Source organism: Gordonia sp. NPDC003424, from assembly GCF_053588655.1.
Window position 1 is genome coordinate 239184 of the sequence record NZ_JBSFQJ010000003.1, and the last position, 16011, is coordinate 255194.

Consider the following 16011-nt stretch of genomic DNA (forward strand, 5'->3'; position numbering starts at 1 on the left):
GGACCCCCGGGACCCTGGCGCCGTCCGGCTACCCGGCGAGTTCGTTGCTGAGCGTCGCCCAACGATCGAGCAAGCGGGCGGCCGACCCGTCGTCGACGACGGCGGCCGCGCGGTCCAGGGCGTCCCGCATGGCCGCCGCGAGCCCGTCCGAGGTCATCGGTTCGGTCTGCTCGAAGGCCACGATCGCACCCGCGGCGTTGAGCAGCACGGCGTCGCGCACGGGGCCGGTGGCACCGCCGAACAGATCCCGGGCGATGGCCGCGTTGACCGTCGCGTCGCCCCCCTGCAGCTCGGCCAGCTCGACGCGCGCGATGCCCAGCACGGTCGGGTCGAGGGTCAATTGATTCACCTGCCCGTCGATCACCTGCCACACGGTGGAGGTCGTCGTGGTGGTGAGTTCGTCGAGCCCGTCGTCGCCGCGCACGACCAATACCGCGCTGCCGCGGTCGGCGAACGCCTGCGCCAGCACCGGCGCGAGGTCGGCGAACGCACAGCCGATGAGCCCGCGCGCGGGGCGCGCCGGGTTGGTCAGCGGCCCGAGCACGTTGAACACCGTCGGGATGCCGATCTGGCTGCGCGGCGGCCCGGTGAAACGGAACGCGGGGTGGAAGACCGGCGCGAAACAGAACCCGATGCCGAGTTCGTCGACGCACCGGGCGACGGCCGGCGCGCCCAGGGTGATGTTGACGCCGAGCGCTTCGAGCACGTCGGCGCCACCGCTCTTCGACGACGCGGCCCGGTTGCCGTGCTTGACCACCGGCACCCCGGCGGCGGCGATGACGATCGAGGTCATCGTCGAGATGTTCACGGTGTGCGACCGGTCACCGCCGGTGCCGACGACGTCGACGCACGGACGGGACACCTCGACGGGTGTGGCGTGCTCGAGCATGGCCGCCGCCAGGCCACGCAACTCGGCCGGGGCGGCACCCTTCATCTTGACGCCGACGCCGAACGCGGCGATCTGGGCACCGGTGGCGGCGTCGCTCATGATCTCGTTCATCGCCCATGCGGCCTCGTCGGCGGACAGGTCGATGCGATCGGTCACCCGACCGAGGATCTGTTGCCAGGTGTGGGTGGGCGACGAGGTCGCCGAAGGATCAGCGGTGCTCACCGCACAAACAGTAGTGCGCGACCACGGCGGCTCGGCCGTCAGCCCGGTGGACGCTGCAGGATCTGCCACCCGATCACCGATCCGCCGTGGCGCGACCCGAGGCTGGCCATCCGCGACCGTTCCTGCGAGAGGTGGACGGCATCGAGCAGCTGCACCCGGGCGAGCACGACGACGACGTCGGACCCGGATGCGCCGGAGACGCCGGATGCGCCGAACGCAACGGATTCTCCGGATGCGCCGGTGTCCGGGAAGGGATGAGCCGGCGTGTCCACTCTCCGGTACTCGTCGAGCCCGGCCGTCGCCACCGCGTCGGCCACCCGATCGGCGGGCAGCCGCAGCGCGTGACGCAACACGACCTGATCCTCCGGTCGCCACGCCGACGCGGCGAGCACCGTCGAACTCGCGGCGGCGTCGTCGACGGATTCGGCGACGACGATCAGACCGGTGTCGGCGACGTCGATCCCACCGTCACCCGGGCCACCGCCCAGCCGCTCCCGCAGGCGCGCCCATCGCCCCGGTGCCACCGGGCGCCCGTTGATGTCCCGTTGCTCCACGAGAGACAAGGTAATCACGCATCCGGGACACGCCGGAACACCCTGAAGTACCGTCCGGACCTGGGGAGGGAGAAATAGTTCCGGCAATTTCGCGACCCAAGTGGTCAGCGCTTACTACGAACCGTCATACTTCACTTTGTGACTAGCGCGGTAGGTACCTCAGGAACAGCCATCACCTCGCGCGTGCACTCGCTGAACCGTCCCAACATGGTCAGCGTCGGCACCATCGTGTGGCTGTCGAGTGAGCTCATGTTCTTCGCTGGACTCTTCGCGATGTACTTCGTCGCGCGGGCCAACTCGGCGATCGGATGGCCACCGGAGCCCACCGAGCTGAACCTGGCGCTTGCGATCCCGGTGACCACGGTCCTGATCCTGTCGTCGGTGACCTGTCAGATGGGTGTGTTCGCGGCCGAGCGCGGCGACGTCTTCGGTCTGCGCCGCTGGTACGTCCTCACGTTCCTGATGGGCTCGTTCTTCGTCGCCGGTCAGGGCTATGAGTACTACCACCTCGTCCAAGAGGGCACCACGATCAGCTCGTCGGCCTACGGTTCGGCCTTCTACATGGCCACCGGTTTCCACGGCCTGCACGTGATCGGCGGTCTGGTGGCGTTCATCTTCCTGCTGATCCGCACCAAACTCTCCAAGTTCACCCCGGCGCAGGCCACCGCGGCGATCGTCGTGTCCTATTACTGGCACTTCGTCGACATCGTCTGGATTGGCCTCTTCGTCACCATCTACTTCATCAGGTAGTCACCGCGGGATGACCCGCCTGTACAACAGCACACCAGTCCGTCCGCTTAGTAGAGAGTCACAGATGAGTTCATCTCCACCGCGATCGTCGGATAGCGACGACGGCGTCGACGCCGGCCAGACCCGCGCACGTAAGGCGAAATCCCGCCGCAAGCTGCGCCGCCGCGCCGGCGGCATGCTTCTGCTGTTCGTCGGCCTGCTAACCGCCGGGGTGCTCGCCTCGATCCTGACCCCCAAGCCTCAGGTCGCGGTCGCCGACGAGTCGAACGCCGCGCTCATCGCCGACGGCAAGAAGCTCTACGAGACCTCCTGCATCACCTGCCACGGTGCGAATCTGCAGGGTGTGCAGGACCGCGGACCGTCGCTGCTCGGTGTCGGTGACGCGGCCGTGTACTTCCAGGTCTCCACCGGCCGGATGCCCGCCGCCCGCGGCGAGGCCCAGGCCCAGCGGAAGCCCCCGAAGTTCACCCAGGCGCAGATCGACCAGCTCGGCGCCTACGTGCAGTCCCAGGGCGGCGGACCGCAGGTCATCTACGAACGTAACCCCGATGGTTCGGTGAAGATGGAGGACGGCCTGCCGGTGCTGGCGCAGGAGTCCCTGCGCGGTGACAACATCGGCCGCGGCAGCGAGCTGTTCCGCCTCAACTGCGCCTCCTGCCACAACTTCACCGGTCGTGGCGGCGCGCTCTCGTCGGGCAAGTTCGCCCCGACGCTGAGCCACGTCGAGGAGCAGCAGATCTACACCGCGATGCTCACCGGGCCGCAGAACATGCCGAAGTTCTCCAACCGTCAGCTCTCGCTGGACGAGAAGAAGGACATCATCGGCTTCATCAAGTACGTCACCGAATCCAAGCCGCAGGGCGGACTCGGGATCGGCGGCTTCGGCCCGGTCAGCGAGGGCATGGTGATGTGGGTAATCGGAGTCGTGGCGATCGTCGCCGCTGCGATGTGGATGGGATCACGGACATGAGTGCAACCGGCGGTAATGACGGTCCGTCGCAGGACGAACTCGATCAGATGAGCAAGGACGAGCTGGTCAAGCTCGGCACCAACCTCGATGGCGTGGAGATCATCCATCGCGCCGAGCGGTTCCCGGAGCCGGGTTCCGGCGTCGAGAAACGTGCCGAACGCCAGGTCGCGATCTGGTTCACGATCGCGGGCATCTCCGCGCTCGCCTGCTTCGTCATCTTCATCTGGAATCACTGGGAGTTCGCGCTCCCCGATTCGGCCGACTACTGGCGCTACACCCTGAACACCCCGCTGCTGGGTATCACCTTCGGTCTGTCGGTGCTGTCCATCGGCATCGGCATGGTGTTGTTCACCAAGAAGTTCATCCCGTCGGAGATCTCCGTACAGGACCGCCACGACGGCGGGTCGTCGGAGGTGGACAAGAAGACGATCGCGGCCGAACTCGACGACTCGCTGACCACCTCGACGCTGCCGCGCCGCAAGATGATCATCGGGTCCGCGGCCTTCGGTCTGGGCGCGTTCGCGTTCACCGGGCTGATCGCGGGCGTCGGCGGGTTCATCAAGAACCCGTGGGCCCAGCGGGAGAAGTCGGCGCTCTGGCACACCGGATGGTCACCCATCTACAACCCGCCCAGCGACCCGAACGAGACCATCTTCCTGCGCCGCGACACCGGCAACCCCTACCAGGTCGCCCTGGTGCGGCCGGAGGATCTCGACGCCGGCGCCATGGAGACGGTGTTCCCGTGGCGCGAATCCGACGGCTACGGCGAGACCGAGGAGTCGCGGCACAAGCTCATCGAGGGCCTGCGCTACGTCAGCAATCCGGTGATGCTGATCCGTCTGCGTCCCGAGGACGCCGCCCGCGCCATCAAGCGCAAGGGTCAGGAGAGCTTCAACTACGGCGACTACTTCGCCTACACCAAGGTCTGCAGCCACCTCGGATGCCCGACCTCGCTGTACGAGCAGCGGACCAACCGCATCCTGTGCCCGTGCCACCAGTCGCAGTTCGATGCGCTCGAATACGCCAAACCGCTGTTCGGTCCGGCCGCGCGCGCACTGGCACAGCTGCCGATCACGGTGAACAATCAGGGGTACATGGTCGCCGCAGGCGACTACATCGAGCCCGTCGGACCGGCATTCTGGGAGCGTAGATCATGACCATGGCCGACCGTCTTGCCAAGCAGGGCGAGGAGATCGACTCTCGCTACCACCTGTCACCGGGCATCCGGCGCCAGATCAACAAGGTGTTCCCCACCCACTGGTCGTTCCTGCTGGGTGAGATCGCGCTGTACAGCTTCATCATCCTGCTGATCTCCGGTGTCTACCTGACCCTCTTCTTCGATCCGTCGATGCAGGAGGTCGTCTACAACGGCGCCTACCAGCCGCTCAACGGCGTGATGATGACCCGTGCCTACGAGACCACCCTGAACATCTCGTTCGAGGTGCGCGGCGGCCTGTTCGTACGCCAGGTCCACCACTGGGCGGCACTGTTGTTCGCCGCGTCGATCATCGTCCACATGATGCGCATCTTCTTCACCGGTGCGTTCCGCCGTCCGCGCGAGGCCAACTGGATCATCGGCTGCCTGCTGCTGATCCTGGCGATGTTCGAGGGCTTCTTCGGCTACTCGCTCCCCGACGACCTGCTGTCGGGCACCGGCGTCCGCGCCGCGATGAGCGGCATCGTGCTCGGCATCCCGCTGATCGGCACCTGGTTGCACTGGGCGCTGTTCGGGGGTCAGTTCCCCGGCGACATCATCATCCCGCGCATGTACGTGCTGCACATCCTGCTGTTCCCGGGCATCATCCTGGCGCTGATCGGCGCGCACCTCGCGCTGGTCTGGTATCAGAAGCACACCCAGTTCCCCGGCCCGGGCCGCACCGAGAAGAACGTCGTCGGCGTCCGCATCCTCCCGGTGTTCGCCGTCAAGTCCGGCGCGTTCTTCGCCGTCACGACCGGTGTGGTGGCGATGATGGCCGGCATCTTCCAGATCAACCCGGTGTGGGTGCTCGGACCGTACAACCCGGCGCACGTGTCGGCCGGTTCGCAGCCCGACATCTACATGATGTGGACCGACGGCCTGGCCCGTCTGATGCCGCCCTGGGAGCTCTACCTCGGCCGGTACACGATTCCCGCGATCTTCTGGGTCGTCGTGATCATCACGATCATGTTCGCCCTGATGTTCTCCTACCCGTGGATCGAGAAACGCCTGACCGGCGACGACGCACACCACAACCTGCTGCAGCGTCCGCGCGACACCCCGGTGCGCACCGCGATCGGCGCCATGGCGTTGTCGTTCTACATCATCCTGACGCTGTCGTGCATGAACGACATCATCGCCTACCGGTTCCACATATCGCTGAACGCGACGACGTGGATGGGCCGCATCGGTTTGATCGTGGTGCCGCCGCTGGCCTACTTCATCGCCTACCGCTGGGCGCTGGCACTGCAGCGCAGTGACCGGCAGGTCCTTGCGCACGGCATCGAGACGGGCATCATCAAGCGGCTGCCGCAGGGCGAGTACATCGAGGTGCACCAGCCGCTCGGCCCGGTCGACGACCACGGCCACCCGATCCCTCTCCCCTACGAGGGTGCGGCCCTGCCGAAGCGGATGAACAAGCTCGGCTCGTCCGGCGCACCGGGCACCGGTTCGATCCTGCTCGCGGACCCGACGGAAGAACAGGTCCGCAACGTCGAGGTCGAGCACGAGAACGAGCGCGCCGAGAAGCGGGCCCTGCGCGAGCTGCAGGCCAAGGGCGGGAATCCGTTCGACTGAGCTCGCCCCGGATCATCGACATCAATCGCCTGCCGTCCGCACCGACGGCAGGCGATTGTCGTCTGACAACCAGTCCACCGCCATCGGACAAGGACGTTCATGAGCAGCAATCGTCGTCGAATCCGCGCCCGGCGCTCCCTGGGCCGGGCCCGATCCACCTGGGAGTCCGCCGGCGTACGCGAGATCACCCGCGGCCTCGGCACGCTGGATGCCGAGATCTTCGACACCATCGCCCGTTCGCCGAGCCCGGGGATCGACGCGACGATGCCCGCGCTGACCCGCGCGGCCGATCACTCGAAACTGTGGATGGCCATCGCCGGTGGACTGGCGCTCAGCGGACAACCGCAGTTGCAGCGGGGTGCGGCACGCGGTCTCGCGACGCTGGCCGTCACCAGCCTGGTCACCAACCAGATCGCCAAGCGGGTGCGCAACCGACCACGTCCGGCCGCCGGAGTGGTGCCGTTCGAGCGGCGTTCCGGACGGCTGCCCACCTCCAATTCCCTGCCGTCGGGCCATTCGGCCAGCGCGGCGGCGTTCGCCCTCGGTGTCGGGCTCGAACACGCGCCGACCGGCCTCCTTCTCGGTGGTCTCGCCGGGCTGGTCGGGCTGTCGCGGGTGGCGACCGGCGCCCACTACCCCGGTGACGTGATCGCCGGGTTCGGCATCGGCGCGACCATCGCGGTGGCCGGTGCCCGGTTGGTGCCCCCGATCCGCACGCATTCCATCGCCGTCGCTGCACCGGCGGTCGTCCCGGCCGAGCCGCGACCGACCGGTGCCGGTGTGGTCATCGTGGTGAATCCGGAGTCCGGCGGGGGCACCGGCAAACGGGTGATCGACGAGATCCGCCGGGAGCTGCCCGACGCCGAGCTCGTCGAGACCGGGCCGGACGACGACATCGAGGAGTTGCTGGCCTGGGCCGCCGCGCGGGCCGAGGTGCTCGGTGTCGGGGGCGGTGACGGCACCGTGGCCACCGCGGCTCGCATCGCCCTCGATCACGATCTGCCGTTGGCGGTGTTCGCCGCCGGCACCTACAACCACTTCGCCCGCGACCTGGGCGTGCCCGACGTCGCGGCCACCGCGTCCGCCGTTCGCGACGCACAGGTCACCCGTGTCGACGTCGTCCGGGTGACCGGCGAACGCAAGATCATCCTCAACACCGCCAGCATCGGCGCCTACCCGGACTTCGTGCGGAGGCGCAGCCGGTTGGAGCACCGGCTGTGGCGACCGTTCGCCACGGCGACCGCGCTGATCCGGACGTTCCGGCGCACCACACCCGTGCGCATCGAGGTCAACGGGGATGTGCTCGAGACATCGTTGTTCCTGATCGGCAACTCGCTGTATCAGCCGGCCGGGTTCGCGCCGTCGCGCCGACTGCGGATCGACGACGGGCTCCTCGACGTCCGCATCCTGGAACGGGGACACCGGTTCGCCGGACTGCGGCTCGCCGGCGCACTGCTCGCCGGCCGTCTCGAGCGATCACCGCTCTACCACGAACTCCACGTCCCCGAGTTCTCTTTCACAGCGGTCGACGAGCCGGTCGTCGTGGCCCACGACGGCGAACTCGGTGAGGCCTATCGTGACGTGACGTTCCGGACCGACTACCGGGTGCTTCGCGTCTACCGGCCGCGGCCGTCGTCGTAACCGGTAAGCATCACGACGACGGCCACACCCGGGGACCGGATGTGGCCGTCGTTTCCAGAGATGTTGTCGATCAGTGCTTTTCGGGGCCCACGTGGTATTCGAAGACCATACCGGCGGCGGTACCGACGATGACCAGCGCGGAGAAGATGGCGAACCAGAAGTTGCCGGTGGCGAAGCCGACGGCGAACATGGCCGCACCGGCGGCGGTCAGGATCGGCCACCACGAGTGCGGGCTGAAGAACCCGAGCTCGCCGGCGCCGTCCTCGATCTCGGCGTCCTCATAGTCCTCCGGGCGGATCTCGACGCGGCGCGCGACGAACCTGAAGTAGGTGCCGGCGATGAGGGTCAGGCCGCCAGAGAAGAACAGCGCGGTGACGCCGGCCCATTCGACGCCCTTGCTCGAGAACACCGTGAACAGGGTGTAGACGATGGCCGCGAGGAAGAAGAACGCGGTCAGCAGTTCGAAGATCCGGGCTTCGATTTTCATCCGTTGGCTCCCACCGTGCAGCCCTGCAGGGACGTGTTGTAGGTGTCGCCGAGATCCGTCGGCGTGTCACCGTTGGTCTTGCGGCGCGTGTCGAACGGAACCGTCGTCACCGAATGCGGCACCTCGCAGATCGCCTGCAGTGCTTCGGCGTTGGTGGCGTTCGGGTTGCGCTCGCGGTAGCGGATGTAGGAGTCGAACTTGTCCGCGCTGACGGCCCTGACCTCGAAGTTCATCATCGAGTGGTAGGTGCCGCACATCTCCGCGCACCGGCCGACGAACGCTCCGGGACGGTCGATGCTGGAGATCTGGAAGACGTTGTCGGTGTGGTTCTGCTTCGGGAACGGCATCACGTCGCGCTTGAACAGGAACTCCGGCACCCAGAAGGAGTGCACGACGTCGGCCGATGCGATCTCGAACTGGACGCGCTTGCCGATCGGCAGCACCAGGATCGGGATCTCGGTCGAGGTACCGACCGTCTCGATCTTGTTGAAGGTCAGGTAGTCGCGGACATCGTCGTCACGGCCGCCGGCCGGGCCGGGCTTGGCGATCTCCTCGCCCGCGTGCTCGATACGCTCGCTGACCTGCAGGTCGAAGGGACTGCCCATCCGCTGGAAACCGTCGTACTTGGCACCGTCTGCGAACTCGACGGTCTTGTAGCCGAACTTCCAGTTCCACTGGAACGCGGTCACGTCGACGACGACCTTCGGGTCGTCGGTCTTCTTCTCCACGTCGTTCTGCACGATGACGGTGAAGTAGAAGAGGACGGCGATGATGACGAACGGGATCGCGGTGTAGGCGAGCTCGAGGGGCACGTTGTATGCGGTCTGCCGCGGGAACTCGTCGTCGGCCGTGCGCTTCTTGGTCGCCCGGTGGAAGGTGATGGCCCAGAAGATCAGCGCCCACACCAGAATGCCCATGATCAGCGCCGCGATGACCGACCAGGTCCACAGGTCGCCCATCTTCTTGGCCTCGGGCGTGACGCCTGCCGGCCAGCCGAATCGCATCGCCTGACGTGCGTCGCAACCCGACATGAGCAGCGCACCGATACCGAGTGCGACGACTATGCCGACCTGCTTGATCGCTCGCGATGCGGATCGGGGCCCTCGCGCCCGCGGCCGTCCACCGTGTGCCAATTTCACGCCTTCCCGCTCGCTCGATGCGGCACGCCGTGCCGACCGAGTTGCCATGCCACATGACCCGCACAGTGCTTTCTTTGCCGGGCACCGGACATTTCTCACCCTGCGCCAAGGCAATTCTTGCACCTAGTACTACGCAGCGTAGACCAACACGGCGAAGCTTTCGTGATTGGGGTTTGACTCGCCCTGTCGGGCCTGCCCACGCTCGGTCGTCGCCGCTCGTCTGAGGCATACTCGACCCGTCGGAAGCGCAGTGGCACGCTCGGTGCGCTCCCGGCGGCAAACGCGTGTATTCGTCGAGAGTGAGGGCTGCTCAACGTGTGTGGACTGCTGGGTCTGTTGACGTCGGATGGTTCGGCGGCCACCGCCGTCGACCTGGTGTCGGGTGCCTCGCACTGCATGCGTCACCGCGGCCCCGACGAGCCCGGCACATGGCACGACGGCGATCTGGTCCTGGGCTTCAACCGCCTGTCGATCATCGACATCGAGCATTCGCATCAGCCGCTGCGCTGGGGTCCGCCCGAGACCCCCGACCGTTACGCGCTGGTGTTCAACGGCGAGATCTACAACTACCTCGAGATCCGCGATCAGTTGCGCCGCGAGGCCGACGCACAGTTCCACACCGAGGGCGACGGCGAGGCGATCGTCGCGGCCTTTCACCACTGGGGACCGGATGCGGTCCGACGACTTCGCGGCATGTTCGCGTTCGCGATCTGGGACACCGAGCAGCGCAGCCTGTTCATCGCCCGGGACCCGTTCGGCATCAAGCCGTTGTTCATCGCGACCGGTCCCGGCGGAACCGCGTTCGGCAGCGAGAAGAAGAGCCTGCTGGAGCTGATCGGCCGCCTCGGACTCGACGACGCACTCGACCCGCGGGCCATCGAGCACTACACGGTGCTGCAGTACGTGCCGGAACCCGAAACGCTGCACGCGGCGATCCGCCGGCTCGAATCCGGCTGCCACGCGACCATCCGGCCGGGTGCCGACCCGGTTGTCGAGCGCTACTTCGTCCCCCGTTTCGGTGTGCGGCCGGTGACCGAGGCGACCCGGCAGCGGCGTTACGACGAGATCGCCGCGGTGCTGAGCGACTCGGTGGCCAAGCACATGCGCGCCGACGTGACCGTCGGATCGTTCCTGTCCGGCGGCATCGACTCCACGGCGATCGCCGCGCTGGCCATCCGCCACAACCCCGACCTGATCACGTTCACCACCGGGTTCGAGCGTGACGGGTATTCGGAGATCGACGTCGCGGTGGAATCGGCGGAGGCGATCGGCGCCCGCCACATCGTCAAGGTCGTCAAACCCGACGAGTTCATCGCCGCGATCCCGGAGATCGTCTGGTACCTCGACGACCCGGTCGCCGACCCGGCGCTCGTTCCGTTGTATTTCGTCGCCAAGGAAGCCCGCAAACACGTCAAGGTGGTGCTGTCGGGTGAGGGTGCCGACGAGTTGTTCGGCGGCTACACCATCTACAAGGAACCCCTATCCCTGCGCGGCTTCGATCACCTGCCCGCGACGCTGCGACGCCTCGCCGGACGGGCGTCGGACCGCATCCCCGAGGGCACGCGTGGCAAGAGCCTGCTGCATCGCGGATCGCTGACCCTCGAGGAACGCTATTACGGCAACGCCCGCAGCTTCGACGACGCACGACTGCGTGCGGTGTTGCGCGACTACCGGCCCGAGTGGACCCACACCGACGTGACCGCCCCGATCTACGCGATGTCCGAGGGCCTGGACCCGGTCGCCCGCATGCAGCACATCGACCTGTTCACCTGGCTGCGCGGCGACATCCTGGTCAAGGCCGACAAGATGACGATGGCCAACTCACTCGAACTGCGCGTGCCGTTCCTCGATCCCGAGGTGTTCGCGATCGCCGAAACCCTCCCCTACGACGAGAAGATCGCCCACAACACCACCAAGTACGCCCTACGTAAGGCACTCGAGCAGATCGTTCCGGCGCATGTGCTGCATCGGAAGAAACTGGGATTCCCGGTCCCCATCCGTCACTGGCTGGCCGGCCCCGAGATGTACGACTGGGCGCACCAGACCATCGAGGCGTCGCAGACCGATCACATCTTCGACAAGGCCGCGATCGTCACGATGCTCACCGAACACCGGGACGGCGTCGTCGACAACAGCCGACGCCTCTGGACCCTGCTGATGTTCATGGTGTGGCACGGGATCTTCGTCGAGAAGTCGATCGTCCCCGACATCACCGACCACCACTACCCGGTCCGGCTGTAATCCGAACGCCACCACCCCGGTTGTCGAGGTGGTGGCGTTCGGGAGCAGCCTAAAGGGCGGCCGCGATGTCGGCGGCGGCCGCGTCGCCGTACGCGTCCGCGATGCGCTTGAGGGCCAGGTCGCGGTCCCACACCCAGTCCTGGGTGGAGACGGTTTCGAGGACGAGCACGGCGACCATCGATCCGACCTGGGCGGCACGCTCGAAACCGAGGCCGTTGCCCAGCGCGGTGAGGAAGCCGGCCCGGAAGCCGTCGCCGACGCCGGTCGGGTCGACCTTCTCGGTCTCCGGGACCACCGCGACGCGGGTCGTGGTGCCGTCCTTCTCGACGATCTCCACCCCGTCCTTGCCGAGCGTGGTGATGCGGACCCCGACCAGCTCGGCGATCTGCGCCTCGCTCAGCCCGGTCTTCTGGCGCAGCAGACCCCACTCGTATTCGTTGGTGAACAGGTAGGTGGCGCCGTCGATCAGGGCGCGGGCCTGCTCGCCGTCGAGCCGCGCGAGTTGCTGCGACGGGTCGGCCGCGAACGGGATGCCCAGGTCCCGGCATTCGGCGGTGTGGCGGAGCATGGCGTCGGGGTCGTCGGCACCGATCAGCACGAGTTCCGGCGTGCCGGTCTGCTCGATGACCTTCCCGAGCGCGATCTCCCGCGCCTCGCTCATCGCTCCCGCGTAGAAGGTCGCCAGCTGGGCCATCGTCTGGTCGGTGGTGCACATGAAGCGTGCGGTGTGGTGGGTCTCGGAGATCCGCACCGCACGACAGTCGACGCCGTGTGCCTCGAGCCACTGCCGGTAGTCGTGAAAATCGGCGCCTGCCGCGCCTACCAGCACCGGGCTGCCACCCAGCTCACCCATCGCATAGCAGATGTTGCCGCCCACGCCGCCGCGCCGCACCACCAGATCCTCGACGAGGAAGCTCAGGGAGATGTGTTCGAGGTGATCACCGAGAAGCTGCTCGGAGAACTTCCCCGGGAAGGTCATCAGATGGTCGGTTGCGATGGAGCCACAGACAATGATCGCCACGAGCGAACGCCCCCTTCGTACTCGGCTGGTCGGACAGCTGTTCACGGTACCCAGCCCGTCAGACGCCGCTGACCGCACCCCCGGATGTCGGGAGTGCGGTCAGCGGACGAACAAAAGGTGAATGCGCGGAGGGTGTCAGTTGAACGAGTCGCCGCAGGCGCAGCTGCCGGTCGCGTTCGGGTTGTCGATGGTGAAACCCTGCTTCTCGATGGTGTCGACAAAGTCGATGGTCGCGCCCTGGACGTAGGGCGCACTCATCCGGTCCACCGCGAGGTTCACGCCGCCGAAATCGGCGATGACGTCGCCGTCAAGACTGCGATCGTCAAAAAAGAGCTGGTAGCGCAATCCCGCGCATCCGCCGGGCTGGACGGCGATACGCAACGAGAGATCGTCGCGGCCCTCCTGGTCGAGCAGCGCCTTGGCCTTGGCCGCGGCGGCGTCGGTCAGAATGACACCGGTCTCGGTGGCAGCTCCGGATTCGTTCTGAACGGTCATCGATGCTCCTCAAGTATCTCGACTCGCCGGCCGTCGCGCAGGATCCTCCCCGCGATCAGGCCACGTGCTGTCCTCAACGGTACCCCGTCGCAGTCTATTCCTGCCGAGCAGCGAATCGGCTGTGAGCACTGCCAGGGCCAGCCACACCACCGCGAAGCCGATCCACCGCTCGATCGGCATCGGCTCGCCGAGCACCCACACACCGATCACCAGCTGCATGATCGGCGTGATGAACTGCGCGATGCCGAGCACGGTCAGCGGCACCCGGCGCGCGCCGGCGGCGAACAGCATCAGTGGTGCGGCGGTGATCACCCCGGCCAGCGACAACAGCACCGCGTGACCGGCACCCGCGCTGCCCATCGTCAGGCCCGACGTCATGCCGACGACGACCAGCAGCCCGATCGCGATCGGCGCGAGCCACAACGACTCCAGGGTCAGTCCGCTCAGCACGTCCACCGACGGTCCGATGTGCTTCTTGACCAGGCCGTAGAAGCCGAAGGAGAACGCCACACCGAGCGCCAGCCAGGGAAACGCGCCGTAGGCGACGATGATGATCAGCGCGGCGAGTGCGGCGAGTCCCACCGCCAGCCACTGCAGCCGGCTGAGGTGCTCGCGCAGCACGGTGACGCCGAGCAGCACGGTGACGATCGGGTTGATGAAGTATCCGAGACTCATCTCGATGACATGCCCGGTCAGGGTCGCGATCAGGAAGATCTGCCAGTTCAGATAGATCAGGACACCCGCGACGCCGGTCCACAGCACCAGACGCCGCTGCCGGGTGACCGCGCGCAACCGCGGCCAGCCACCGACGATCGGGATGGCGATCAGGTAGAAGACCAGCGACAGCAGCACCCGCCACGCGACGACCTCCCACGGGCCGGTGGGTTCCAGCAGCACGAAATACAGCGGCAGGAATCCCCACAGGACGTAGGCGCCGACGGCGTAGGCGGCGCCGATGAGACGTTGCGACGCCTCACCGGAACGATCGGTCACGGACGTGCGATCACCTCGCGATCCGTCACCACCGGGCCGCCACCTGTTCGGCGAGTCGGGTCAGCTGGTTGTCGGCGTCGTTCATCGCCACCTCGACGGAGCCGGCGATGTCGACGATCGCGTGCGCCGAGGCGATACCGGCCTCGGTGATCTCGTCGGGGCTCAGCGCCACCTGCCCGGCGAACACGACGGTCGGGATGCCCGCCTGCTGCGCGGTCGCGTTCAGCGCGGAGACCACCTTGCCGCGCAGCGTCTGCGAGTCGAACTTGCCCTCGCCGGTGATCACCAGGTCCGATGCGGCCAGCGCGGCGTCGCGGTCGGTGGCGTCGGCCACCACGGTCGCGCCGGAGACCCGGCGCCCGCCCAGCGCGAGCAACGCCGCACCCAGGCCGCCGGCCGCACCCGCGCCCGGCTCGCCGGAGATGTCGCGACCGGCCAGCCGCCCCAGCACCCTCGACCACTGCGTCATGCGTTCCTCGAGCCGGCCCAGTGCGTCCGCGTCGGCACCCTTCTGCGGTCCGAACACTGCCACCGCACCCAGCGGCCCGAGCAGCGGATTCTCCACGTCGGAGGCCGCGACGATGTCGATCCCCGACAGTAGGCGGGCCGCGGCGTCGGGTCCGCCGAGCGCGTCGATCATGCCGCGGCCACCGTCGCTGGTCGCCGAGCCGCCGAGCCCGACCACGATGGATCCGACCCCGGCGTCGAGCGCCGCGGCGATGACCTCGCCGACACCGGTGGTGTCCGCGGAGAGCGCGGTGCGGGGCGTCGGGCGACCGCCGAGCTGATGCAGGCCGCACGCCTGGGCGCATTCGACGTAGCCGACCGGCGAGGATCCGCGGTCGTCGAACAGCCATGCCGCGTCGACCGCGGCGCCGAGCGGGCCGGCCACCCTGACCGTACGGATCTCACCGAAACGGGAGGCCAGGACGTCGACGAAGCCCGGCCCACCATCCGATTGGGGTGCGGGCACCAGCTCGTCGTCGGGTCGGGCGGCCGACCATCCCCGAGCGATGGCCGCGGTCGCGGCGACGGCAGAGAGTGTGTCCCCGAAGGAATCCGGCGCGATCAGTACCCGCATGCGCCGAAGTATAGGGAGGTCTGCGAACCACGGCAGTACGGATCGCCTACGCTCGAATACGTGAAGTTGCCATGGAAGTCCAACGACGATTCGGCCGCGGCTGCCGCTGATGTGCCGGTCGCGGATGCGGTTGCGGACGAGGCGGCGACCGGCACCGACACCGCTACCAAAGGCAGCGCCCAGACCCCGGGCAAAGGCCGGCCCACTCCGAGCCGGCGTGAGGCGCAGGGCCGGCGACGCGGTCCCGTGTCGCCGCCGCCGACGACCCGCTCGGAGGCCCGCGCCCGCAAGAAGGAGATCAAGAGCAGCCTGTCCAAAGAGGACAAGCGCAAGCTCTCCGACGAGCGGCGCGCGTTGCGCATGGAGCAGCGCGAGAAGATGATGGCCGGCGACGAGAAGTACCTGCCGGCCCGCGACAAGGGCAGGGTCAAGCGTTTCACCCGCGACCTCGTCGATTCGCGGCGCAACTTCGCCGGGCTCTTCATGCCGTTCGCCATCGCACTGATCGTGGTCATGTTCGTCCCGGCCATCGCCGTCTACGCCAACTTCGTGCTGCTCGCGTTCGTCATCCTGATGGCGATCGACGCGGTCATCCTGGGCCGGCTGGTCAATCGGCGCGTCCGTGAGCGCTATCCCGACGTCGAGCCGACGGAGACCGGGTTCCGCCTCGGCTGGTACGCCTTCACCCGCGCGATGCAGCTGCGCCGGATGCGCGCTCCCAAGCCGGTGGTGTCGCCGGGCGACGAGGTCTGAGC

General features: G+C 67.5%; 15 protein-coding genes. 7 read left to right on the forward strand and 8 right to left on the reverse strand.

The window, feature by feature from the left end; translation table 11 throughout:
* Positions 1–28: 28 nt before the first annotated feature.
* Together trpD and ACWDTI_RS06185 are read right to left on the reverse strand one after the other, a co-directional pair.
* On the reverse strand, positions 29–1111 hold the full coding sequence (gene trpD / locus ACWDTI_RS06180; RefSeq protein WP_449737163.1) for an anthranilate phosphoribosyltransferase: 1083 nt from the start codon (positions 1109–1111) through the stop codon (positions 29–31).
* A 38-nt stretch (positions 1112–1149) separates the two neighbouring features.
* The gene (locus tag ACWDTI_RS06185) at positions 1150–1665 is read right to left on the reverse strand and encodes a hypothetical protein (protein WP_449737164.1); all 516 of its coding nucleotides are present in this window, start codon (positions 1663–1665) and stop codon (positions 1150–1152) included.
* Between the two features lie 138 nt (positions 1666–1803).
* Between ACWDTI_RS06185 and ctaE the strand changes: the two genes are divergently transcribed.
* From ctaE to ACWDTI_RS06210, 5 genes are all read left to right on the forward strand, one after another.
* A complete protein-coding gene (ctaE, locus tag ACWDTI_RS06190; protein WP_449737165.1) occupies positions 1804–2415 on the forward strand; it encodes an aa3-type cytochrome oxidase subunit III in 612 nt (203 codons plus the stop codon).
* Positions 2416–2479: 64 nt separating this feature from the next.
* Positions 2480–3385: a cytochrome bc1 complex diheme cytochrome c subunit gene (qcrC, locus tag ACWDTI_RS06195; protein WP_449737166.1), complete on the forward strand. Its 906-nt coding sequence runs from the start codon at positions 2480–2482 to the stop codon at positions 3383–3385.
* The gene (gene qcrA / locus ACWDTI_RS06200) at positions 3382–4542 is read left to right on the forward strand and encodes a cytochrome bc1 complex Rieske iron-sulfur subunit (protein ID WP_449737167.1); all 1161 of its coding nucleotides are present in this window, start codon (positions 3382–3384) and stop codon (positions 4540–4542) included. Before qcrC ends, qcrA begins: the two co-directional genes overlap by 4 nt.
* Positions 4539–6158: a cytochrome bc1 complex cytochrome b subunit gene (gene qcrB, locus ACWDTI_RS06205; protein ID WP_449737168.1), complete on the forward strand. Its 1620-nt coding sequence runs from the start codon at positions 4539–4541 to the stop codon at positions 6156–6158. The genes qcrA and qcrB overlap by 4 nt, the downstream gene beginning before the upstream one ends.
* 99 nt (positions 6159–6257) lie before the next feature.
* Complete coding sequence (locus tag ACWDTI_RS06210) at positions 6258–7799, forward strand: bifunctional phosphatase PAP2/diacylglycerol kinase family protein (RefSeq protein ID WP_449737169.1); 1542 nt, start codon at positions 6258–6260, stop codon at positions 7797–7799.
* Positions 7800–7869: 70 nt separating this feature from the next.
* On the opposite strand, the gene ACWDTI_RS06215 is transcribed toward ACWDTI_RS06210, so the two are convergent.
* The gene (locus tag ACWDTI_RS06215) at positions 7870–8286 is read right to left on the reverse strand and encodes a cytochrome c oxidase subunit 4 (RefSeq protein ID WP_449737170.1); all 417 of its coding nucleotides are present in this window, start codon (positions 8284–8286) and stop codon (positions 7870–7872) included.
* Entirely contained in the window at positions 8283–9365 is a 1083-nt protein-coding gene (ctaC, locus tag ACWDTI_RS06220) for an aa3-type cytochrome oxidase subunit II (RefSeq protein WP_449737416.1), read from the reverse strand. Before ctaC ends, ACWDTI_RS06215 begins: the two co-directional genes overlap by 4 nt.
* A gap of 375 nt (positions 9366–9740) precedes the next feature.
* Between ctaC and asnB the strand changes: the two genes are divergently transcribed.
* Positions 9741–11666 (forward strand): asparagine synthase (glutamine-hydrolyzing), encoded by a 1926-nt coding sequence (gene asnB / locus ACWDTI_RS06225; RefSeq protein WP_449737171.1) that lies wholly within the window; start codon positions 9741–9743, stop codon positions 11664–11666.
* 49 nt (positions 11667–11715) lie between these two features.
* Here asnB and ACWDTI_RS06230 read toward each other — a convergent pair whose 3' ends face one another.
* The 4 genes from ACWDTI_RS06230 to ACWDTI_RS06245 form a co-directional block, all read right to left on the reverse strand.
* Positions 11716–12687 (reverse strand): carbohydrate kinase family protein, encoded by a 972-nt coding sequence (locus tag ACWDTI_RS06230; RefSeq protein ID WP_449737172.1) that lies wholly within the window; start codon positions 12685–12687, stop codon positions 11716–11718.
* Positions 12688–12822: 135 nt separating this feature from the next.
* Positions 12823–13182 carry a HesB/IscA family protein gene (locus ACWDTI_RS06235; RefSeq protein ID WP_449737173.1) on the reverse strand — a complete coding sequence of 120 codons (360 nt, stop codon included), beginning with the start codon at positions 13180–13182 and terminating at the stop codon, positions 12823–12825.
* Positions 13183–13191: 9 nt separating this feature from the next.
* Positions 13192–14175 (reverse strand): EamA family transporter RarD, encoded by a 984-nt coding sequence (gene rarD / locus ACWDTI_RS06240; RefSeq protein ID WP_449737174.1) that lies wholly within the window; start codon positions 14173–14175, stop codon positions 13192–13194.
* Between the two features lie 25 nt (positions 14176–14200).
* Positions 14201–15256 carry a glycerate kinase family protein gene (locus ACWDTI_RS06245; RefSeq protein WP_449737175.1) on the reverse strand — a complete coding sequence of 352 codons (1056 nt, stop codon included), beginning with the start codon at positions 15254–15256 and terminating at the stop codon, positions 14201–14203.
* Positions 15257–15316: 60 nt separating this feature from the next.
* On the opposite strand from ACWDTI_RS06245, the gene ACWDTI_RS06250 reads away from it, so the two are divergent.
* Positions 15317–16009, forward strand: a complete 693-nt coding sequence (locus ACWDTI_RS06250) for a DUF3043 domain-containing protein (protein ID WP_449737176.1) — start codon at positions 15317–15319, stop codon at positions 16007–16009.
* The last annotated feature ends 2 nt before the right edge of the window (positions 16010–16011 follow it).